Origin of the sequence: Actinoplanes lobatus (genome assembly GCF_014205215.1) — a bacterium.
GTDB classification, from domain to species: domain Bacteria; phylum Actinomycetota; class Actinomycetes; order Mycobacteriales; family Micromonosporaceae; genus Actinoplanes; species Actinoplanes lobatus.
Genome location: NZ_JACHNC010000001.1, coordinates 7,925,234 through 7,943,834, shown reverse-complemented (window position 1 = coordinate 7,943,834; position 18,601 = coordinate 7,925,234). Strand labels below are relative to the sequence as shown.

At 68.5% G+C, this 18,601-nt stretch carries 22 protein-coding genes and 2 pseudogenes; 15 read left to right on the top strand and 9 right to left on the bottom strand.

Translation table 11 applies throughout. The features are described 5' to 3' along the window. Positions 1 to 19: 19 nt before the first annotated feature. From BJ964_RS36505 to BJ964_RS36495, 3 genes are read left to right on the top strand one after another with little or no spacing between them, the layout of a single operon-like run. Positions 20 to 1,159: a glycoside hydrolase family 88 protein gene (locus BJ964_RS36505; protein ID WP_188124907.1), complete on the top strand. Its 1,140-nt coding sequence runs from the start codon at positions 20 to 22 to the stop codon at positions 1,157 to 1,159. 14 nt (positions 1,160 to 1,173) lie between these two features. Next, a complete protein-coding gene (gene iolB, locus BJ964_RS36500; RefSeq protein WP_188124906.1) occupies positions 1,174 to 1,998 on the top strand; it encodes a 5-deoxy-glucuronate isomerase in 825 nt (274 codons plus the stop codon). Next, the gene (locus tag BJ964_RS36495) at positions 1,998 to 2,684 is read left to right on the top strand and encodes an SDR family oxidoreductase (RefSeq protein WP_188124905.1); all 687 of its coding nucleotides are present in this window, start codon (positions 1,998 to 2,000) and stop codon (positions 2,682 to 2,684) included. The genes iolB and BJ964_RS36495 overlap by 1 nt, the downstream gene beginning before the upstream one ends. A 34-nt stretch (positions 2,685 to 2,718) precedes the next feature. On the opposite strand, the gene BJ964_RS36490 is transcribed toward BJ964_RS36495, so the two are convergent. Beyond that, on the bottom strand, positions 2,719 to 2,976 hold the full coding sequence (locus tag BJ964_RS36490) for a hypothetical protein (protein WP_188124904.1): 258 nt from the start codon (positions 2,974 to 2,976) through the stop codon (positions 2,719 to 2,721). Between the two features lie 250 nt (positions 2,977 to 3,226). Here BJ964_RS36490 and BJ964_RS36485 point away from each other — a divergent pair, with 250 nt between their 5' ends. The 5 genes from BJ964_RS36485 (at position 3,227) to BJ964_RS36465 (ending at position 5,869) form a co-directional block, all read left to right on the top strand. Beyond that, positions 3,227 to 3,520 carry a hypothetical protein gene (locus BJ964_RS36485; protein ID WP_188124903.1) on the top strand — a complete coding sequence of 98 codons (294 nt, stop codon included), beginning with the start codon at positions 3,227 to 3,229 and terminating at the stop codon, positions 3,518 to 3,520. Between the two features lie 115 nt (positions 3,521 to 3,635). After that, positions 3,636 to 4,109: a hypothetical protein gene (locus tag BJ964_RS36480; RefSeq protein WP_188124902.1), complete on the top strand. Its 474-nt coding sequence runs from the start codon at positions 3,636 to 3,638 to the stop codon at positions 4,107 to 4,109. Continuing rightward, entirely contained in the window at positions 4,096 to 4,980 is an 885-nt protein-coding gene (locus BJ964_RS36475; protein WP_188124901.1) for a hypothetical protein, read from the top strand. Before BJ964_RS36480 ends, BJ964_RS36475 begins: the two co-directional genes overlap by 14 nt. After that, positions 4,953 to 5,183: a hypothetical protein gene (locus tag BJ964_RS36470; protein ID WP_188124900.1), complete on the top strand. Its 231-nt coding sequence runs from the start codon at positions 4,953 to 4,955 to the stop codon at positions 5,181 to 5,183. The genes BJ964_RS36475 and BJ964_RS36470 overlap by 28 nt, the downstream gene beginning before the upstream one ends. A gap of 179 nt (positions 5,184 to 5,362) precedes the next feature. Beyond that, on the top strand, positions 5,363 to 5,869 hold the full coding sequence (locus BJ964_RS36465) for a GNAT family N-acetyltransferase (protein ID WP_203832683.1): 507 nt from the start codon (positions 5,363 to 5,365) through the stop codon (positions 5,867 to 5,869). A 91-nt stretch (positions 5,870 to 5,960) separates the two neighbouring features. Here the strand turns inward: BJ964_RS36465 and BJ964_RS36460 are convergent, their stop codons facing one another. Next, positions 5,961 to 6,335, bottom strand: coding sequence for a hypothetical protein (locus BJ964_RS36460; RefSeq protein WP_188124899.1), 375 nt, complete (start codon positions 6,333 to 6,335; stop codon positions 5,961 to 5,963). 293 nt (positions 6,336 to 6,628) lie between these two features. Here BJ964_RS36460 and BJ964_RS48610 point away from each other — a divergent pair. Continuing rightward, positions 6,629 to 6,892 (top strand): annotated as a pseudogene (locus BJ964_RS48610) (IS5/IS1182 family transposase); the annotation flags it as partial. Here the strand turns inward: BJ964_RS48610 and BJ964_RS49715 are convergent. After that, positions 6,883 to 7,086: a class III lanthionine synthetase LanKC N-terminal domain-containing protein gene (locus tag BJ964_RS49715; RefSeq protein ID WP_456049056.1), complete on the bottom strand. Its 204-nt coding sequence runs from the start codon at positions 7,084 to 7,086 to the stop codon at positions 6,883 to 6,885. The pseudogene BJ964_RS48610 and the gene BJ964_RS49715 overlap by 10 nt on opposite strands. Positions 7,087 to 7,480: 394 nt before the next feature. Between BJ964_RS49715 and BJ964_RS36455 the strand changes: the two are divergent. Together BJ964_RS36455 and BJ964_RS36450 are read left to right on the top strand one after the other, a co-directional pair. After that, positions 7,481 to 7,824 (top strand): annotated as a pseudogene (locus tag BJ964_RS36455) (IS982 family transposase); the annotation flags it as partial. Positions 7,825 to 8,304: 480 nt separating this feature from the next. Continuing rightward, on the top strand, positions 8,305 to 8,520 hold the full coding sequence (locus BJ964_RS36450; RefSeq protein WP_188124897.1) for a helix-turn-helix transcriptional regulator: 216 nt from the start codon (positions 8,305 to 8,307) through the stop codon (positions 8,518 to 8,520). 921 nt (positions 8,521 to 9,441) lie between these two features. On the opposite strand, the gene BJ964_RS36445 is transcribed toward BJ964_RS36450, so the two are convergent. Beyond that, a complete protein-coding gene (locus BJ964_RS36445) occupies positions 9,442 to 12,087 on the bottom strand; it encodes a helicase-related protein (RefSeq protein WP_188124896.1) in 2,646 nt (881 codons plus the stop codon). Between the two features lie 383 nt (positions 12,088 to 12,470). Beyond that, positions 12,471 to 12,818, bottom strand: coding sequence for a DUF952 domain-containing protein (locus BJ964_RS36440; RefSeq protein ID WP_188124895.1), 348 nt, complete (start codon positions 12,816 to 12,818; stop codon positions 12,471 to 12,473). Between the two features lie 81 nt (positions 12,819 to 12,899). Between BJ964_RS36440 and BJ964_RS36435 the strand changes: the two genes are divergently transcribed. Beyond that, complete coding sequence (locus BJ964_RS36435; RefSeq protein ID WP_188124894.1) at positions 12,900 to 13,625, top strand: GNAT family N-acetyltransferase; 726 nt, start codon at positions 12,900 to 12,902, stop codon at positions 13,623 to 13,625. A gap of 205 nt (positions 13,626 to 13,830) precedes the next feature. Here the strand turns inward: BJ964_RS36435 and BJ964_RS36430 are convergent, their stop codons facing one another. Together BJ964_RS36430 and BJ964_RS36425 are read right to left on the bottom strand one after the other, a co-directional pair. Further along, positions 13,831 to 14,460 carry an NAD(P)-dependent oxidoreductase gene (locus BJ964_RS36430; RefSeq protein WP_188124893.1) on the bottom strand — a complete coding sequence of 210 codons (630 nt, stop codon included), beginning with the start codon at positions 14,458 to 14,460 and terminating at the stop codon, positions 13,831 to 13,833. Then, positions 14,457 to 14,906, bottom strand: coding sequence for a DUF6640 family protein (locus BJ964_RS36425; RefSeq protein WP_188124892.1), 450 nt, complete (start codon positions 14,904 to 14,906; stop codon positions 14,457 to 14,459). Before BJ964_RS36425 ends, BJ964_RS36430 begins: the two co-directional genes overlap by 4 nt. 96 nt (positions 14,907 to 15,002) lie before the next feature. Between BJ964_RS36425 and BJ964_RS47535 the strand changes: the two genes are divergently transcribed. Further along, positions 15,003 to 15,638 carry a TetR/AcrR family transcriptional regulator gene (locus BJ964_RS47535; RefSeq protein ID WP_189638221.1) on the top strand — a complete coding sequence of 212 codons (636 nt, stop codon included), beginning with the start codon at positions 15,003 to 15,005 and terminating at the stop codon, positions 15,636 to 15,638. Positions 15,639 to 15,734: 96 nt separating this feature from the next. Continuing rightward, positions 15,735 to 16,139 (top strand): NUDIX domain-containing protein, encoded by a 405-nt coding sequence (locus tag BJ964_RS36415; RefSeq protein ID WP_188124891.1) that lies wholly within the window; start codon positions 15,735 to 15,737, stop codon positions 16,137 to 16,139. A 31-nt stretch (positions 16,140 to 16,170) separates the two neighbouring features. On the opposite strand, the gene BJ964_RS36410 is transcribed toward BJ964_RS36415, so the two are convergent. Beyond that, a complete protein-coding gene (locus BJ964_RS36410) occupies positions 16,171 to 17,031 on the bottom strand; it encodes an NAD(P)H-binding protein (RefSeq protein ID WP_188124890.1) in 861 nt (286 codons plus the stop codon). Positions 17,032 to 17,136: 105 nt separating this feature from the next. Here BJ964_RS36410 and BJ964_RS36405 point away from each other — a divergent pair, with 105 nt between their 5' ends. Then, on the top strand, positions 17,137 to 17,988 hold the full coding sequence (locus BJ964_RS36405; protein WP_188124889.1) for a helix-turn-helix transcriptional regulator: 852 nt from the start codon (positions 17,137 to 17,139) through the stop codon (positions 17,986 to 17,988). Here the strand turns inward: BJ964_RS36405 and BJ964_RS36400 are convergent. Then, the gene (locus BJ964_RS36400) at positions 17,963 to 18,580 is read right to left on the bottom strand and encodes a TetR/AcrR family transcriptional regulator (protein WP_188124888.1); all 618 of its coding nucleotides are present in this window, start codon (positions 18,578 to 18,580) and stop codon (positions 17,963 to 17,965) included. The two genes, BJ964_RS36405 and BJ964_RS36400, sit on opposite strands and share 26 nt — an antisense overlap. Positions 18,581 to 18,601: the final 21 nt, after the last annotated feature.

Sequence of the window (18,601 nt, the reverse complement as noted above, 5' to 3'; positions counted from 1 at the left end):
CACCGACCGGAAGGAAGTCATGACGGCGATCGCCGACCAGACCGGAACTGCCGTGACCGCCGCCCTGCGCACCATCGACGCCAACCTCGCCGCATTCGGCGACCGCTACCCGGGTGACACCACCGAGAACGGCCGGTACCAGCCGCGGCCGGCGAACACCGGGTGGACCACCAGCTTCTGGCCCGGCATGCTGTGGCTCGCCCACGACCTGACCGGCGACGACACCTACCGCAAGGCGGCGGCCGCCCACGTGCGCGGCTTCACCGACCGGATCGACCGCGGCGTCGACCTCGACACCCACGACCTCGGCTTCCTCTACACGCTGTCGTGCGTCACCGCCTGGCGGCGCGGCCGTGACCCGGAGGCCAAGCGGGCCGCGCTGGCCGCCGCCGACCACCTGCTCAGCCGGGTGCTGCCGTCGGCCGGCATCATCCAGGCCTGGGGCGACCTCGCCGATCCACGCCAGCAGGGCCGCACCATCGTCGACAGCCTGATGAACACACCCCTGCTGTTCTGGGCCAGCCGCACCACCGGCGACCCGCGCTACGCGGCCGCCGCCCGCCGGCACACCGCCCAGCTGCGCGATCACATCCTGCGGCCGGACGACACCACCTACCACACCTTCTACTGGGACCCGGCCACCGGCGAACCCCTGCGCGGCGAGACCGAACAGGGCAGCGCCGACGAGTCCTGCTGGGCGCGCGGGCAGGCGTGGGGCATCTACGGCTTCACCCTCAACCACCAGTACACCGGCGACCCCACCCTGCTGACGGCGGCGGTCCGCTGCGCCGACTACTTCCTCGCCCACCTGCCCGCCGACGGCGTCGCCCACTGGGACCTGATCTTCGCCCGCGACCCGGCCACCGGCGAGGAACGCGACAGCTCCGCGGCCGCGATCGCGGTCAACGGGCTCCTCGAACTCGCCGCCGCCGTACCGAACCGCGCCGACCGCTACCGCGCCGAGGCCGGGCGCATCCTGCGGTCGCTCATCGACGGCTACTCGACCCTGACCCGGCCCGACTCCAACGCGCTGCTGCTGCACGGCGTCTACGACAAACCCAAGGACGTCGGCGTCGACGAGGGCAACCTGTGGGGCGACTACTTCTACCTCGAAGCCCTCACTCGCGCCACCCGTCCCGGCTGGACCCACCCCTGGTAAGGAGCACCTCTCTCATGGACTACCGCTACCACTGCTACATCCCGGCCGAGAACGGGGCGAACTCGCTGCCGTTCAACCCGTGCTCACTGCTCGACTTCCAGCTGCTCAAACTGGGCGCGGGTGAGACCTGGTCGGGGCACTCGGGCAGCCGGGAGATCCTCGCCGTCATCCTCGGCGGCACCGCGCACTTCACCGTCGGCGGGGAGAAGTTCGCCGCCGTCGGCGGCCGGGCCAACGTGTTCTCCGGCAAACCCCATTCCGTCTACATCCCGTACGGCACCGACGTCACCATCGAAGCGGTTGCACCGGTCGAAATCGCCCTGCCCAGCGCGCCCAGCGACCTGGCCACCACGCCGTACGTCATCGAACCCGGACAGGTCGCCTCCGGACGGTGGGGCGCGGCCAACTTCGGGCGCGGCTACCACCAGATCCTCACCGAGATCGCCCAGCCCACCCTGCCCGCACGGCGGCTCATCGTGGGGGAGACCTTCACCCCGTCCGGGAACTGGAGCACCTACCCGCCGCACCGGCACAAGAACGACAACCTGCCCGCGGAGGCCGCGCACGAGGAGATGTACTACTTCCGGGTCGCCCCGGCGGGCGGCTTCGGGATCTGCCGCATGTACACCGACGAGGGGTACGAGGAGAACTTCACCGTCCGCGACCACGGCGTCCACATGATGCCCGAGGGATACCACACCGTGGTCAGCGCGCCCGGCTACACCACCTACTACCTGTGGTTCCTCGCCGGGACACAGCGCACCCAGGGCGCCCACGAGGACACCGACCTGTCCTGGGTGACCAAGACCGTGCCGATGCTGCGCGACCTGGGGCATTGATGGTCCTGGACAGCTTCCGGCTGGACGGGCGGGTCGCCCTCGTCACCGGCGGCAACCGCGGTCTCGGCCGGGCGTGCGCGGAGGCCCTCACCTCCGCCGGCGCCTCGGTCGTCGCCGTGGACAGCTCGTCACTGGACCTCCGCACCGCCGACCTGCGGACTTATGTGTCCGACTTCGGTCAGTTGGACATCCTGGTCAACAACGCCGGGATCATCCGGCGGGCGCCGGCGGCCGAGGTGACCGCCGACGACTGGGACGACGTGCTCGGCGTCAACCTGGACGCGGTGTTCCACCTCAGCCAGGCGGCCGGGCGGGTGATGCTCGCCCAGGGATCCGGGAAGATCATCAACATCGCGTCGATGCTGTCCTTCCAGGGTGGCATCCGGGTGCCGGCCTACACCGCGTCGAAACACGCGATTCTCGGGCTGACCAGGGCGCTCGCCAACGAGTGGGCCGGGCGGGGAGTCAACGTCAACGCGATCGCGCCCGGCTACATGGCCACCGACAACACCGCCGAACTCCGGGCCGATCCGTCGCGCGCGCCCGGCATCCTGGACCGCATCCCGGCCGGCCGCTGGGGCACCCCGGACGACCTCAAGGGCGCGGTCGTCTTCCTCGCCTCGGACGCCGCCCGCTACGTCCACGGCGCCGTCCTCCCGGTCGACGGGGGATGGCTGGCCCGTTGACCGCTGATCCGCTCACGGGGAGCGGATCAGCGGGTCAACGGCGCGGGCAACGCCCAGCGCCGTCGCCGGAGGGGACGAGATTGTCGCGCAATTGGGCCCGCACCTCGACGCGCGCCGCGAGGGAGAACTCGGTGAGGTCGACCGACCCGGGACTGTTGTCTATAACTTCCCGCAGCCGTGCGATGGCCGCCGGGTCGGAAATCCGGGCGACCAGGAAGTCCAACGTCCAGTCGAACAGGCCCCCGCACGTCGGCCAGTCGATACCCGGCCCCAAGACCAGAAGCGCCGCCATCTGTCCTCCTCCACGGGACACTCGTGGGCATGTGCGACACCACGGCATCCCATGCCGCCAGCGAAGCCTTCGCCAAGACATCGAGGAGCATCGACCTCGGCGAGGGTATTCCGAGAGGCAGGTCGAGCATCGGGTTGGTCGCTGCCACCCGGGCGGGGTTGCCGTCGGTTATCGCAAGTCGGACAGTGTCGAACCGGGCATTGTTTTCGATCGACACTGTGTAGCGACTGCCGTCGCCGCCGGAGGAATCGTGAGCTTGGACGACCCGACCGAACAGATGCGCTGGTACGTGGGCCTGGCGTTGATCTTCTTCTCGGTGGTGCCGGTGGTCGGTATAGCGCTCGTGGCGTCGGATGCGGACGCCGGCGACGCGTGGGTGCCGGTATTCGTCGCGGCGCCGATCAACCTCGTCGGTGTGGTGTTCGCGGTGTTGAGCATGGCGGCCCGTGATCCGCGGACGTCGTCTCGGCGGCTCGCGATTGCCGGCGGGTTGGTATTGCTCGGGGATGTCGCGTTGTACGGCATCTATTCACTGATCACCTGACGACTGCGGGGGAGAAGTCGAACAGCCGGTCGAGGCAGTCCTTCTGGGGGTTCCGGCCTTCGCGCAACGGGTCGACGATATCCACATCAGACTCTCAGCGTGGGGTTTCCTGGCAATGGTCGTGCTCTGCGGCGGCACGTTCGGCCTGCTCACGTACTTCGGCCGCCTCGAAGAGTTGCCCGCCGACGCAATCTGCCGCCGCATTGCGGCGAACATCCCGGTCGCCTCGCCCGGGGTGACCGCGGTCTTTAAGGACGGTGGCATAGACGACGACTTCGAGTCGTGCGAGATCGAGGTCGGCAACGTGCGGGTCGGCGATGCACCACCGGTGACCAGAACGTTGACCCTGATGTTCTTCCAAGGCCGGCGCTACTACGCGCCGGACGCCGTCCCCGAGTCCTTCGTCGCGGTTCCCGGCCTCGGTGATGAGGCCGCCTTCCAGCGCAGTTGGGGTCTCGTGATCCGGCGTGGCGATCTGGTACTGCTACTGAGCTATCCCAGCTACAGGTTCTCGGACCCGGATCCCACAGACGAGGCTTCGCTACGGCGGCACGCTGCATTCGGGCAGGTGATCGATGCCGCCTTCTGAGCCCGCGCGCCGGCACCGCCCGCTGGCCACCGCCCTGGTCATCGGCTTCTTCCTACTGGCCGGTGGTGGCTATCTGATGCTGTTGCGCGCCGACCAGCGCAAGCCGCCGCCCGCGAGGCCGCCGGCCTCGTTCGGCGTCGCGCTGACCGCCGACACCTCGCCGAACCAGGTGCAGTCGGACATCGGGGCGTCGTTCTACGCCTACTGGTTCGACTCACCGACGAGCCGCGCATCGCTGTCGCTCTACCTGAAGACGGTGAGCGGTGAAGCTGAGTCGCCGACAGGCGGCGCCTACTTCCTGCTTCCCACGGAGGTGGAACTGAAGTCGGTGGATCTTACCTTGTGGGAGGATCAGACCGCCGATGCGGCGGAGGTGAACCAACAAGGGCACGGCGAGGCCGTCACTCCGCGGACCGCCGTCGACGGCCGTCTGCTCCGGGTATCGTTCCCGGACCACTGGGCACGCCTGGAAATCGAGCTTGATCTCGCCATCGACCCAACCATCTACAGCCGCCCGTCACGCATCGCCGAGCAGGCCATCTCGGTCGAGTTCGGCAGTCTCGATGCCCTTGCTGCGGCCGCCGACGTGCGGCCGCTGCCGCAATTTGCCTCCGGCGAGCCGGCCCAGAAACTTGCCGTCGACCTCGACTACACGCTCGATCCGGTGGAGACCGAGTTCGAGTCCTTCCCTCAGCCCACCGAGGTCAGACACCGCTCGGCATCTATTCCTTCTCAGCCTGGTTCTGGTTCACCGACTTCGTCCCGATGCACAACGCCGTCGCCCTACCGGACGCCCCGCACGTGCACAACGGCGGCCCCGAGGTACGCGTCGAACTGGGCAGCTTGCGGCTGCGCAACACCCTGGCCCTAACCGATCAGGCCCGCTCGCGGGAGACGACAGCGGTCTGGACCGAGCCTCGGTCAAAATACGCCCCGTCGATCCGGGCCGAGGGCGCCGCGGAGAATCGCGCGGTCCGTTTCGGCATCCAGCTCTTCACCATCGCCTTCGGTCTGGTGGTGGGTGCCTGGCTGGGTGTCACTCTCGACCGCACCCTGCTGACGGCCAAAGGTTGACGGCCCCAGCGGCCGATGATCGCGTCGACGATCAGAGGAACCCAGCCCTCCGCGCCGGGCCTTCAGCATGCCTACAAACAGAACGTCATTCTGGCCGTTTGAACCAGAAGCACGTCGAGCGCACGCGTCCGCCGGAGCCGCGCGCCACATCGGTAGAGTCCGTTCCTATGGTGGAGTGGGTGAAACTCGAGCTGGACATCGACAGGTTCGACGATCCGACCTTCGAGCCCTACCTGCAACAGGCTCAGTTGGCAGGCACACGGTTCACGACCATGGCCGCCCTCGGGGATGCGCCAGAGCAACGCCGGGCGCTCTACCGCCTGAACAAGGCCTGCTCGGCAGACATCCCCGACCGAGGACCGTTCTACACATACGACGAGTACGTGGTCCAGCGCATCGATGTAGCGACCTTCAACCCGAACGGTGTCATAGTCGCCACCCAGGGCGCCGATTGGATCGCGATGTCGGCCACCTCCCTGCACCCCGATCAACAGTTCGCGTTCTCGGAGATGACAGGAGTGCTTGCTCCTCACCGCGGCAAGGGCCTGTCCCTTGCGTTGAAACTACTGGCGATCCGATTCGTTCGATCAGCGGGTTACCGACGCCTGGTGGCCTTCCATCACCCCCGTAACCAGACCGCCATCGCAATGAACCGGCGACTAGGCTTCGTCGATCAAGTCCGCTGATGCCAGCAAGAGCAAACTTACCCGCCTGTCGTATCACAACCTCGGGAATCGCTGTCACATCAGCTTCGCTGACCGGATACGGTTTGCCCGATCAGGTCAGTCCGCAGGGTGCGCCGCACCGCGGACAGATTGCTCGTTTGGCGCTCGAGGTCACCGTGCTGAGACAACCAGAACACGTTCCCTCCTCCCAGAGCCCTTGATAGACGCCGAGACCACCGCCATTGCGGTCGCGATCTGGCCATGCCACCAAGCGTTCGTCAACCTCTCCGTCGTACTGGTCGGTCGAAACCTCGACGATCATCAGGTCGTTGCGGAAGGCGGGGTCGGCATTATTGGCGGCCTGCACCGGCAGCACCTGCCGCATGACATCCAGGAACTCAGCCATCGGCAGCGCGTTGAGCGCAGCCACAAGCATCGTCAGCTGGGCCTCGCCGGACCGGGCTTCGTGCTTGCCGGCTTCGTCCATTGCTCAGCTCTCCCTGACGACTTCGAATCCACCCACACACGCGCCTCACGGTCCTGTCACGGCAGGTGTGGCGGGTCTGGATGATACAGAAATCGGGACTCCAGGCAGGACAGCAGCATGCGCGACAGTTCCGTCCGAATAACGATGTCTTAGGGGGCTCCAGCCCCTGGCGCCCTCGGCTTCGATAGGACACGCGCTCATCTGGTAGCCGCAGACAACGCGCGTCCGGCTTGCGCGCCCGTTACCGAGCGTGAGCGGCGCGCCGGTTCTGGCGCCGGAGCTCGTGTACAAGACCACCCGTACCGACCGCGCATCTGGATCGCGGCCACGATGGGATCGGCTTCGACGCGCGGATCGCCCGCAAGGGCGTGCCCGCCCCGGTCCAGGTCGGCAAATGCTGGGTGGTCGAGCGGACGAACTCGCGGATGAACGGCTTCGGCAAGATCCGCCGCTGTACCGACCGTAATGCCGCCATCATCGACTTCCACCTCTGCTTGGCAGCCTTGATCGTCACGATCCGTCAGCTCATCGCACGAGCCCGTACGCTCTACCGCTGGGACTCCGCCGGCGAACACAGGTGCTTGAACGCCACCGCCTCGCGCGCACAGTACTCGTGCACCGCCTGCAGCGCGGCGACCGCGCTCTGGTGGGTCGCGGACACATGAATTTTCCATCCTTGTTCCGGTACCACGGCGGCGGGAAGCAAATGCCGCCACTGCTCGCTGACGCGGCTCGTCCAGCCGGGCGGCACCGGAGCCCACCTCGCATAGCCCGCCGCGTCCTCGGCGGCCCCGTCCGCGGGGAGGGCATCGAATAACGGGCCGGCCGGCTCGCACGCTCGGTCATAACGGGCGCTCACAGATCGTGAGTGTATCGGCACGCGGGGTGCAAATCGGAAGAAAAGCTCCCGGTGGGCGCCGCACCGGCTCTGCCTTGTCGCCGGCGTACGGCTGCCGGTCGGCGGCCTCGCTCTACCGGGCGCTCGCCGAAGCCGAACAGGCCCCGCGGCCGGCGACGCGGCACTGCGGCCCAAGCCCGCCCGGATCCTGCCCGGCAATCTGACGGCGATCTAGATGGCTGAGTCCCAAGTCCGGCCGGGACGCGTGCGGGCGTATCGAAATAGGGAAGAGTGTCGTTGTCGGCTCGTGACTGCTGACATCAACACCCTTCTCGCCGCACCGTACGTCTTCGTTGACGATCACCTCATCCCGCAGGGCCGACGGCGGCGAGGCCGTCCGCAGCGGTTGTCCGACGCCGAACTGGTCTGCCTGCTGATCACTCAGGTCTTGCTCGACTTCCCGCGTGAGCGGCACCGGATCCGCTACGCCCATGCTCACCTGCGGTATCTGTTCCGTACCTGCCCACCGCGTCCGGCTACGGCCAACGCGTGCGGGCCAGTGGACAGTTGATCTCCACCGCGATCCGTGCCCTGGCCCAGGTCACTCGATCGAGTGCCCCGATCCTGCGGTTGATCGACTCGGCACCGGTGGCATTGTCCTTAATGTCAGATATATCCTGAGCGATCCTCGAGGGTGCGGCAAGTGCGATGGTTGCAATAGCGCTGGGACCAACGCGAATTCGACCACTGCTGGCTCGCCGAACCCACATTCGAACCGCCGTCGCTACCCACCCTTCACCTCGTAATGCGAGAAGGGCTCGATAGGCGACGGCCCCCGGTGAGCCGTCGCCGCCGCTTCATAATTTGCGCCCAAGGCCATGACGGCGTCCCCGTCGACTCGGTACGCCCGTTTATACCCATACCGCAATTCCTGGCCGATCTTCGAGGCCTCGCTATATGCCCTCTGGGCTGCGTGACATCGTTCTATTAGCAACGGACAGCAGGTGCTCGGGGGCATCCACCTCAAGGATGTGGTTAATCGGGGGCTTGACATCGCAGACGCTCGTGCCTAGACCCCGATCCGGGTGACCTTGTCGCTAGCAATCTTGTCCAGTGCCTACTCTCTTGTTCATGGGAACTCGAAAGCTGAAGCTAGTCGGCAGTCATGAAATCCGGGTACGGCTGGGCTGGCTCAGCCGTCAGCGGGTGTATCAGCTCACGAACCGGGCCGATTTTCCGCGCCCGGTCGCCGAACTCGGTCAGGGCAAGATCTGGCTAGCCGCCGAGGTCGAAGCATGGTGCGCGGAACGTGAGAATTCCGGAGTCCGGCAGAAGAAGCCAACCTGAAGATCGCCGCCGATGAGGCGGGCACTGACGATTCAGGCCCTGGGGAGGCGTATTCGCCTCCCCAGCGCGCCAATCAGCCAGAAGGGAGGCGCCCGCCGTTCTTGTTGGACTCTGCCGGCTTCCGCCACTGTGCATCGATGCCGCATGTGGTCGGCGATCGCCCAGCCGACGAAGCGGCGGGAGCGCAGGTCGATAACGGTGGCCAGGTAGAGGAAACCCGCGGTCACCGACCGCGGTCTGCGGCGCGGCGTGGCTGGACCTGCTGGGATCATCCCTGCATACGCGGGGAACAGACCACCAGCCGAGCGGCGACCGCGCAGCTGGGCGGATCACCCCGCGTGCACGGGAGCAGAGTGTCTCGGACATGCTGGCCGAGGCGCGCGGAGAATCACCCCGCGTGCGCGGGGAGCAGGGCGCCTACAAGCGGAGTGTGGACGCGACCGCGGGATCACCCCCGCGTGCGCGGGGAGCAGGCATCTGGCCCAGCCCCGACTCGGTCATGCGTCGGATCACCCCCGCGTGCGCGGGGGTGATCCCTGTCAGGACAGCAACGAGCCCCAGCGCTCGGACTGCTCCCCGCGCACGCGGGGGTGATCCTGCGCGAGGACCACCTCACCGACGGCTGCGGCTGCAGGACGACCCCAGGCAGCATCGTCGAGCGGGCCGTTGTGGCGGCGCTGGGTGTTGTGGTCGCGCGCAGTGCCGAGGAGGGGCGCTGCCAATCCTGTGCGTCGCCACAGATCCGCGAGCGCGAGCCGACGCCTTCCATGGACCGTCCCAGCGAAAATGGGACAAGCGCATCCATTTGGCGCCCACCGTGTCACCCGGCAACGGGTGATCGCTGAGGCAACGACCAGTGTGCACCACCTCAGCGAAGCCCGTCCGTGACCTTCGTGAACCACGAGGCCGGCGACAGACGGATCAAACCCATCCATCGTACGAGTGATGGCAGTTGTCGCAGTTGTCGAACCACGGCGGGCACTCTTTGCCGCAGCTCGCGCATCTGCCGTACCGATTCTCGGTGACCGCGCGAGGGAGCAGGGCCGTGACCCGTGCGGAGGCCGCGTGTTCGATGTCGGCGGCCTGCCGGTGTGAGATACCCCCGATGTCTCCGAACGCCTCGGTGAAGACGAGACATTCGCGGGCCCATCGTGCTGTGGCCTCGGCGTCTTCCAGTCGCAGCGTCTGCACCTCGCCGAGGGCGGGCAGGTGGATGCGGGTGCCGAACGCGACCGCATCAGCGAACGTGTCGATCGCGGCGGGGCTGTCGACGGGCAGGTTCGCGATCTGCCAGGTTCGCTCGGCGCCGAGGCCGGCGCGCCGGTGTTGCCCGAGCCCACCGATGCGGGCGTTGACCGGTCCGGTCGGGTGGACCCGCAGCCAGGGATGTGCGGCGAGTTCGGTCGTGGCGGCGTGTGTCCACGCTGTCAGGTGGCGGACCAGGTGTTCCGGGTCGTCGGTGCCGAGGTCGGCGAATACCGGCCGCAGTGTCCCGTTGGCCACGGTGAGATCGGATGGGCGGAGGCCTGCGGCGGCGTGGGTGCCGGCTGCCACCAGCCGCGGTGAGACGGTCAGTGCGGCGGTGCGCAGCCAGCGGACGGTGCCGGTGTCCGACATGCCGTACCGGCCGGCCCGGCCGGCGATCTGCGCGACCTCCCACACGTGCAGGGCGCGGCGTTGCAGGCCGTCGAACTTCTCGGTCTCGGCGAAGATCACGTGGTCGGCGGGCAGGTTCACGCCGTGCCCGATGACGTCGGTGACCGACAGGACGTCCAGGTCCCCGTCGATGAACCTGGCGATCACGTCGCGGCGGGCGGCCGGCGGCATCGCCCCGTACAGTGCGGACACCCGCATTCCGGAGCCCGCAGCGGCTTCCCGGGCCAGGGACAACACCGACCGGCGGGAGAACGACACCAGCAACGACCGTGACGGAATGGTCGGGATTGTCACCGCATCGGCGAACCGCAGCGCAGCGAGCCGGGCATGACGGGTGACGGTGATCCGGTCCGCGAAGATCTGCCGCAGTAGCGGCTCCGCCTCGGGCGCGCCGCACAACCGCAGGTGAGTGACGTCGGCGCCGGCAAGAAGGCGGGTCCACGCCCAGCCCCGTTCCGGATCCGCGAGCCAGTGGACCTCGTCGATCACGAGAGTGTCCATCGGTGCCCGCGGCGCGCACTCGGGCGTGCAGCACACGACGGCTGCGTGCGGGTTCTGCGACCCCTCACCGGTGACGTAGCCGACGGTCTCCGGCCCGAGGACGGCGCAAAGCCGTTCGTACGCTTCGAGCACGAGCATCCGGAGCGGGGCCACGTACACACCGGAACGCCGTTCGGCGAGCAGCGCGAGAGCGTCGTGGGTTTTACCGCTGTTGGTCGGGCCGAGATGTGCGACCACCGATTCCGGCGTGGTACGACGCACCGGCGCCCTGATCCGAACGGCCGCTGCCGCGGCGGCCAGGGCCGCACGTTCGGCTTCCCGGCTCTGCTGCTGCACGGCGGCCCGGGTCGCGGCCGCCGCCGCCGCGGTACCGCGCCGGGCCAGTGCCTTGGCCAGCCAGTCCGGCTGATCAGCCACGACGGCGGCCAGCTTGTCGACATCGACGTACCAGCGGTCCTGCCGCCCGTAGTCGGTGCGGACGGTCTTCTGCTGGGCGGGCAGCCGGCCGGCCTGGAAAGCGGTGCGGACCTGCCCTTCGGACAGGCCGAGGACGATCGCGACATCGCTCGTGCCCACCTCGGCCGGATACCGGACATCGGCCGGCAAACCCAGCCGGGCTCGCACCGCGGCGATCCGGTCCTTCTCCGCCTGGGCCTGTTCCCGCTGGGCCTGCCCGGCCTGGGCTGCCTCGGCTCGCCGCTGCCGGGCCTGACGCCGCAACTCCGGAAGATCGGTACGGGCCTGAGCGACGGTGGCGTCGAATCGCACCCGGTCGGTGTTCGCCAGAACGGTCCACTCGTCGACCAGGTCGTGAGTGGTCGCCTTCCTGCCGGCGGCCACCCGTAGCGCGGTGACCGCGGCCTGGGGGATGCCCAGCAACCGCGCGACCGTCTTCACGTCCATCCGCTCGTCCGGGCCGGGAACGATCGGTCCGATTCGCCCCGGACCGTCGACGACGACCGCTACCGCCGTCGCCCGGTCGATGGTGGCGGGGAGCCGGCCACACCAACGGTGCCGGTCGACCATGCCGGTCACGTCCGGCCGGGCGGCGATCACCCTGTCCCAGCCGACCGGGTCCGCATCGCCCAGCGCTTCCTTGGCTGCGGCTACCGCCTGCCGGCGTTCCTGCTTCGTCTGTGCCCTCCGGGCCATTCGCCGCGTGCCGGTCGTCGCCTCCTGGGCGTACCGGACGACGGTGTCCGGCCTGGCGTCCGGGTGCTGTCGCAGCAGGTCCGCTGCGGCGATGACGCCCGCCGCGGTCTGCCACTGACGTTCCCGGTGCAGAGCGCGTGCACCTTGATCGCCGAGGATCGCCCTGACCGTGTCGTCGTCGACCAGGCAATCCGGGGGCAGGTGCCCGAGCTCGTCGATAAAGCCCGGCCTGAGCCGGCGGCTGTCGGGGGTAGTCAACGGCGATCGTCCTGACCTCGATGAATACAGAACAGAAAGCAACAATAGATCATATGTACGACTCCGGCGTCGGGCCGGTAGGACGGGTCAACCGTTCATCTCCGCTCGGATCCGCATCAGCCAGTCGGCCTGCCGGGGCGCCACCGTTACCTGACTCTGACGGACGCGGGTGCGTCTTTCCTCCAGGGCCGCGGTCGACGGCGGTGGCCGTGTCGATCGCGGCTCGCCTGTGATCGCCCTCCTGCAGACCGTGCCGTGTGGAGAGCAGAGGCCGCTGGTCCGCCGCAGCCGATTGCCGCCGGTGCCCGCTGGAAAGCACTGTCCAGCTGCTCGCGGGTGACACCGGTGACCGCGGAAAGCCGCATCTCGGTGGCCCCGATGCGCTACCCGGGCAGCAGCATCCTTCCCTCGGTGTCACGCTCGACCGGGACGACCTTGCTGACCGCGCCGGCCGGCACCGCACCGTAGATGTGCGGGTATTCCTCGGCGCCCGGCTCCGGGGCTTCGAACCTGACCGGTACGCCGAGGCGTTCGCTGTCGATGACCAGCACCACCAGGTCGTCGCCGTCGCCGTAGACGTACTCGGCGACGGCCCGCAGCTGGTGCGACAGGGAACAGTGGATGAAGCCCTGCTCGTCGAGCGAGACGCCCCGTGTCGACATGCGGTACCAGCCCGTCTCGATGGCGGCCTCCCAGCAGGCCCGTTCGGTGATGTGAAGCAGCTGCGTCATGCCGGGAAAGTACCCGGACGCATCGGCGGCGGCCGTCGATTTTCGGTGTCGTACAGGCAAGCCCGTCGGCATAATCCGGACATGATCGAGGACCTTCTCCTACCGCGAGCGCGGCGGCTGTGGGCGGGCCTGGCCGGGGAACCGGTCGCCTTCAGGGGCGCGGCGGTCGAGGTGGTCGCCTCCCCGCGATCGTTGCTGTGCCCGCCGGGCTGGGTGGGCATCGTCGCGCTGGGGGACGCTGTGATCGTCACCGCCCCGGACAGCGAGGCCGCTGAAACCCTGCGGCGCGCCGTCCACGATCTGCCCACGACCGCCATGACCGAGCCGGCGATCCTGCGAGGCATCCTGCCCCTCGACGACGTGCTGGGACCGGCCACTCTGGCCTACTGCGACACGGCCCACTTCCGCCCGGCCGACTCGGCCACGGTCGAGACGGTCCCGGCGAGCCACGCCGACCTGGAAACCCTGCTCGCCGACGTGCCGGCCGACGACGCCGACGAGGCCGGCCTCACCGACGTCACCTCACCGGTCTTCGTGGTCCGTGCCGCGACACGGGTCGTCGCGGCCGCCGGCTATCGGGCGTGGCCCGGCGACGCCGCCCACCTCAGTGTGCTGACCGCCCCGGGCGAGCGCGGACGAGGACTCGCGCGTGCCGTCGCCGGCGCGGCCGTCGACCAGGCGCTGCGGTCCGGTCTGCTACCGCAGTGGCGGGCACGGCCCCAAGCCTCCCGCCGGGTGGCCCGGGCCCTCGGCTTCCAGGAACTGGGCTCCCAGCTCAGCGTCCACCTTGGCGGCGGGCGATCATAGTCGGCACCGGCACGATCACCTCTCGGCGTACGAGCAGGCTCACCCTCCGGTTGCACCCCTGCGTTGCGGAAACCTGCCGCCGAGACTGCGGCCCATGAGGATTCCGGCGGGCCGGTGGTGACCGGGGACGGTCCTCCGCAGTCATCGCGGCCGGGAGACCGTTGTGCAGCGGGTCGAGTGGGTCCCCGAGTGGCTGGCGCGGCCGCTAGTTGGCGATGTGGACGATGGCCCGCCGGCCCGCCGGGTCGTCGAGGTGATGGAGCAGGTAGTGCGCCAGATCTGCGCGGGCCAGTGACTGGCTGTTCGGCAGATCCTCGTTGACGGCGGTCCGGTACCGGCCGGTGAGGGCACCGTTGGTCAGCCTGGGCGGCCGGACGATGGTCCAGTCCAGTTCGCTCGCGGCGACGAGGTGTTCCATCTCTTTCATGTCGGCGAACATGTGCCGGTACAGGGGTTGGACCAGGTAACCCATCAGCAGCCGCCGGCTCAGTGGCGCAAGGTTGAATTCGCCGAGGCCGATGGAGGAGATGCAGGACAGGCGGCGTACGGCGTGGTCGTGCATCGCCGCGATGATGCCGGTGACGCCTTGTGAGTAGACGGTGGTGGGGCGTCGGTCGGCGCTGCCGAGACAGGAGAGCACGGCGTCGTGCCCGGCCAGTGACGTCCGCCAGCCGTCGGGGTCCAGCACGTTGCCGCGCAGGACCGTCAGTCCGGCTCGGCGGGGGATCGAGTCCGGGGTGCGGGCGAGGGCGGTGACCCGATGGCCGGCGTCGAGGGCCTGGGCGATCAGTTCGGCGCCGGTGCTGCCGCTCGCGCCGAAGACGAACAGTCTCACGTGGCGGCCCGCCGGTGAGGCAGGGCGAGGAAGGTCGCGGCGGCGAGGATCGCCAGGGTGACTGCGGCCATGAACAGCTGACCGTGCAGGCCGAGGATGAACTGGGTCCCGGCCCGGAATTGCGGATCGTAGGTGGCGGTGCCGGGAAGCAGCAGTGCGGGGAACATGGCGGCCCATGGCACGGCCAGGATGCCCGCGGCACACAGCAGCCGGGATCGGGTGTCTCCGCGACGGCGGGCCAGCAGGGCGAGCGTGAGCACCCCGAGGCCCAGCGACATGACGATGTACTGGGCGTCGTGGAACTTGGCATGCGGTGGCCAGGCCGGGTTGCCCATGTGCTCGGCGGCCGTGCCATCGAGGACGAGGTCGAACAGGAGAGCCCCGAGCGCTGTCTCGACCGCGATTGCGGCGATGAGGATTCGGGGCAGGGACCAGTGGCGGGTCATGGCGCTCCCATCTTGTAGTAGCACCATGAGTGTAGCGACTACAACTTTGGATAGGTGGCATGAATAGGGTCACACCACGGTCGTAGGCTTGCGTCCATGAGCGTGACTGGCCGGCGGGAGCGGAAGAAACAGCAGACCCGAGGGGTGATCGGCGACGCGGCGATGCGGCTGTTCTTCGCCCGTGGCTTCGACGCGGTCACCATCGCCGACGTCGCTCAGGAAGCCGACGTGGCCGTCCAGACGGTCTTCAACCACTTCCCCACCAAGGAAGACCTCTTCTTCCAGGAACGCGAGAGCTACGTGACGGCGCCCAGCGCGGCCCTCCGTGACCGCCGCGCCGACGAGTCGATCGGGCAGGCACTGGCCCGCGGCTACCGGAGGCTGCTCGCCGACTACCACGATGCCGGCCTGCTCGGGCGCGGCGTCGAATACCAGCGGACCCTGATTGACAGCCCCGCCCTGCGCGGCAGGGAACTGGAACTGCGCCGCGAGCGCGAGGACCTGCTCGCCGCCACGCTGGCCGAGAGCGAGCCGCCGCTGAGCGACGGGCTGCGGCAGCGCCTCCTGGCAGCGTTCGCCTCGGCCGTCGACCGGGTGCTGGACGCCGAGGTCCGGCGCCGGCTGCTCGCCGGGGAACCGGTCGACGAGATCCTCACCGCGCTCGAGCCGTTGGTCGGCGAGCTCTTCAACGCCGCCGAGGCCGCCTGCCAGCAGGTGCGGTCGGGTCCGTAGGCCCCTGCCCGATCACGGGAACCTGATCCTGAGAACGAACCTTCATCGATGCTGTCGTGGACGTCTCTGTCGGAGGGTCATGCCACACTCCCGCCCATGATTCAGATCGTCAGCGCGGCGTTGGTTCGCGAAGGCCGGGTCCTGCTCGTCCACCGAAGTCCGAACCGCCATGTCTACCCGGATGTGTGGTCACTGGCCGGCGGACACACAGAGCCGGGCGAGACAGAATTGGCCGCGCTGGCCCGGGAGACGTACGAGGAACTGGGCGTGCGGATAAAACCAGACTCGGCGATTCATCTGTGTCGGCTGCAGGTAGGCCGAGGAGAGGAATCCGTGCACTTCAGCGCCTGGATTGTCGAGGAGTGGGAGGGAACACCGGCAAACGCCGCCCCCGAAGAACACGATGACATCCGCTGGTTCCAGCCTGAGGAACTGCCTCCGCTCGCCCACGAACCCATGCGTACGGCGCTGGTGGAAGCGATGCGAGGTGCCCGATCCTGAACTCCCAGCCTCTTCGTAGTGGTCGGTGCCGTCACGGGGCTCCGGTGAAGGCCTCCCGATGACGCCGTGCCCAGTCCCGGAAGGCCGCAGGGGGGCGTGCCAGTACCGTCGCGACGTCATCGGTGAGGATGCGGTTGTGCCCGGCGCGCGCCCAGGCGGTCCCGATGACGGTGGCCTCAACGGCTGCCGGGGGCATCCCTGAGGCCAGTAGCTGCTGCGGTGCGCTGGCTGGGGGGACGTCCACGGTGACGACGGGGCGACCGATGGCCTCGGCGAGTTGGTTCGCCTGGTCGGGCAGGCTGAGCAGTTCCGGACCGGTGAGGGTGTAGGTCTTGCCGGCATGGGCGGGATCGGTGAGGGCGGCGACCGCGACCGCGGCGATGTCACGCGGATCGATGACGCCCTGTTCGCCGTCGCCGGTCAGATTGGGTACGGGTTGTCCGGCTCGGATGGCATCCGCCCAGTAGAGGCAGTTCGAGGCGAAGCTCGACGGCCGCAAGATCGTCCATGTCAGGCCACTGGCGCGGACCGCGTCCTCAGCCATGTGGTGCCACGCGCCGACGGTTGCGGTGCCGAATCGTTCGCCGGTGCCGATCGCGGAGAGCTTCACCACTGAGCTGACCCCTGCCGCACGGGCGACCGCCAGCAATGCCATGTCGTGATCTGGCGTAGGTGTGTCCGGAGCGGTCAGCAGGAACACGGCGCGTACGTCGGCCACCGCCCGACGTAAAGAGGCAAGGTCTTCGAAGTCGGCCTGCACCACATCGACGCCCGGCGGCATCGTCCGGCCGGGCCGGGCCCTGACCATCGCGCGAGCACGGTGCCCGCTCTGCTGGAGCAGCTGCATGACGTGGCGTCCGACGGTGCCGGAGGCGCCGGTAACAAGGATCATGGGTGTCACCGTTGCAGGACAGCCGCGGCCAGGCCTAGGAACTTTCGGCACAGTCCGACGCGGGCACCCGATGTTGTCCTGCACCACGAAGTACGGTGCTGAACTGTGCGGCGCGACAAACTGATCACCCCGGAGGTGGCCAACCTGCTTCGGCCATGGTTCTCCGGTGCCACCGTAGGAGCGCAACCTGTCATCCACGATGCCCCGGCCGTACTGGAACAGCCCGACCATGCCGTCACACTGACCTGGCGGGTGGGCTCCGACGACCCGCATGACATCGTGATCATGGGTCCCCGAACACAAGCCCGGTACCGTCTCGGGCAGCCCGGCCGGGACTGTCTACAACTGCGTTTCCTGCCAGGACGGGCTGTCGACTTTCTCGGCCTTCCCTTGCGCGAGCTTGCCGACCGGGCTGTTGCCGCTGCCGATCTTGACAGCACGTCGCTGAGAACGTTCGTCCAAGCGATCGCCGCCGGCGGTTCGCAGGTCGCCTCGCAGTCGCACGCGGCCCGACTGAGAGCGCTGACCGCGGCGTTACCGGATGCCCCGTCGGCGCACAGCGACCGCGCCGCTCTACGCCGGCACATCGTCGCCGAGGCGACGGCGCTGTTGTCCATCGGCGACGGTGTGCCACGCGAATCCGTCCATCGCGTCGCCCGGCGCCTGAATGTGAGCGAGCGACATCTTCGCACGGTGTTCGCCGATGGAACCGGCCTGACGCCCAGCCAGTTCGTGCGCCTCGACCGCGTTCGGGCCGTGCTCACCCGTATCCAGCAGAAGCTGCCCGAGGTGTCCACCACAGCGGGTTATTACGACCAGTCACACATGACCGCCGAGTTCCATCGCGTCATGGGTGTCACCCCCTCCGCCTTCACCATGCGACGCTGGCCCACCACCGAGGCATGCACGGCCGACAGGAAACCCGTAGGTTTCAGTCGCCGCGCAGGTAGCGGGTGACCATGTCGACCAGTTCGGTGGCGAAGGTCTCGACCGGTACCGAGCCGGGGGCGGCCATCAGTTTGTGCGTGTTCATCTCGATGGTGAACAGGATCAGGTCGGCGGCCGTGCCGACGTCGCCGACGCGGACGTCCGGGTGCCGGGAGAGCAGGTCGCGGATCTGGGCGGTACGGATCCGGCCGTGCCGATCGACGGCGTCGAGGAGGTCCTGGGACAGCGGCGCCTCCTCGATCATGATGCGCAGCAGCTGCGGATCCTCACTGTGACTGTCGATCGCGTCGCGGACCAGGGCTTGGACCGTTTCCCGGAGGGTGCCCGGGGAGAGGTCCAGCCGGTCCGCCTCGGCCCACGTGCCGCGGTCGATGTGGCGGATCAGCAGCTGGGCGAGGATCGCGTCCTTGTTCGGGAAGTACTGGTACAGCGAGCCGATCGAGATGCGGGCCTGCTCGGCGATGCGGTTGGTGGTGCCGGCGGCGTACCCGTACTCGGTGAAAACGTGAGCAGCCGCGGTCAGGATGCGCTCGCGGGTCAGTTCGGCGCGGACCTGGCGAGGCTTGCGACGTGGTTGAAGACGGCGGTCGGCCGACGGCATATCGACACCTTCCCAGGCGAC

Coding starts and splice junctions, on each gene's coding strand:
- BJ964_RS36440 (WP_188124895.1), bottom strand. CDS start 12,818: ATGACGCAGCTGCTTCACATCACCGAACGGGCCTGCTGGGAGGCCGCC.
- BJ964_RS36505 (WP_188124907.1), top strand. CDS start 20: ATGACGGCGATCGCCGACCAGACCGGAACTGCCGTGACCGCCGCCCTG.
- BJ964_RS36480 (WP_188124902.1), top strand. CDS start 3,636: ATGGTCGTGCTCTGCGGCGGCACGTTCGGCCTGCTCACGTACTTCGGC.
- BJ964_RS36435 (WP_188124894.1), top strand. CDS start 12,900: ATGATCGAGGACCTTCTCCTACCGCGAGCGCGGCGGCTGTGGGCGGGC.
- BJ964_RS36490 (WP_188124904.1), bottom strand. CDS start 2,976: ATGGCGGCGCTTCTGGTCTTGGGGCCGGGTATCGACTGGCCGACGTGC.
- BJ964_RS36475 (WP_188124901.1), top strand. CDS start 4,096: ATGCCGCCTTCTGAGCCCGCGCGCCGGCACCGCCCGCTGGCCACCGCC.
- BJ964_RS36495 (WP_188124905.1), top strand. CDS start 1,998: ATGGTCCTGGACAGCTTCCGGCTGGACGGGCGGGTCGCCCTCGTCACC.
- BJ964_RS36400 (WP_188124888.1), bottom strand. CDS start 18,580: ATGCCGTCGGCCGACCGCCGTCTTCAACCACGTCGCAAGCCTCGCCAG.
- BJ964_RS47535 (WP_189638221.1), top strand. CDS start 15,003: ATGAGCGTGACTGGCCGGCGGGAGCGGAAGAAACAGCAGACCCGAGGG.
- iolB (WP_188124906.1), top strand. CDS start 1,174: ATGGACTACCGCTACCACTGCTACATCCCGGCCGAGAACGGGGCGAAC.
- BJ964_RS36460 (WP_188124899.1), bottom strand. CDS start 6,335: ATGGACGAAGCCGGCAAGCACGAAGCCCGGTCCGGCGAGGCCCAGCTG.
- BJ964_RS36425 (WP_188124892.1), bottom strand. CDS start 14,906: ATGACCCGCCACTGGTCCCTGCCCCGAATCCTCATCGCCGCAATCGCG.
- BJ964_RS36415 (WP_188124891.1), top strand. CDS start 15,735: ATGATTCAGATCGTCAGCGCGGCGTTGGTTCGCGAAGGCCGGGTCCTG.
- BJ964_RS36410 (WP_188124890.1), bottom strand. CDS start 17,031: ATGATCCTTGTTACCGGCGCCTCCGGCACCGTCGGACGCCACGTCATG.
- BJ964_RS36450 (WP_188124897.1), top strand. CDS start 8,305: ATGGGAACTCGAAAGCTGAAGCTAGTCGGCAGTCATGAAATCCGGGTA.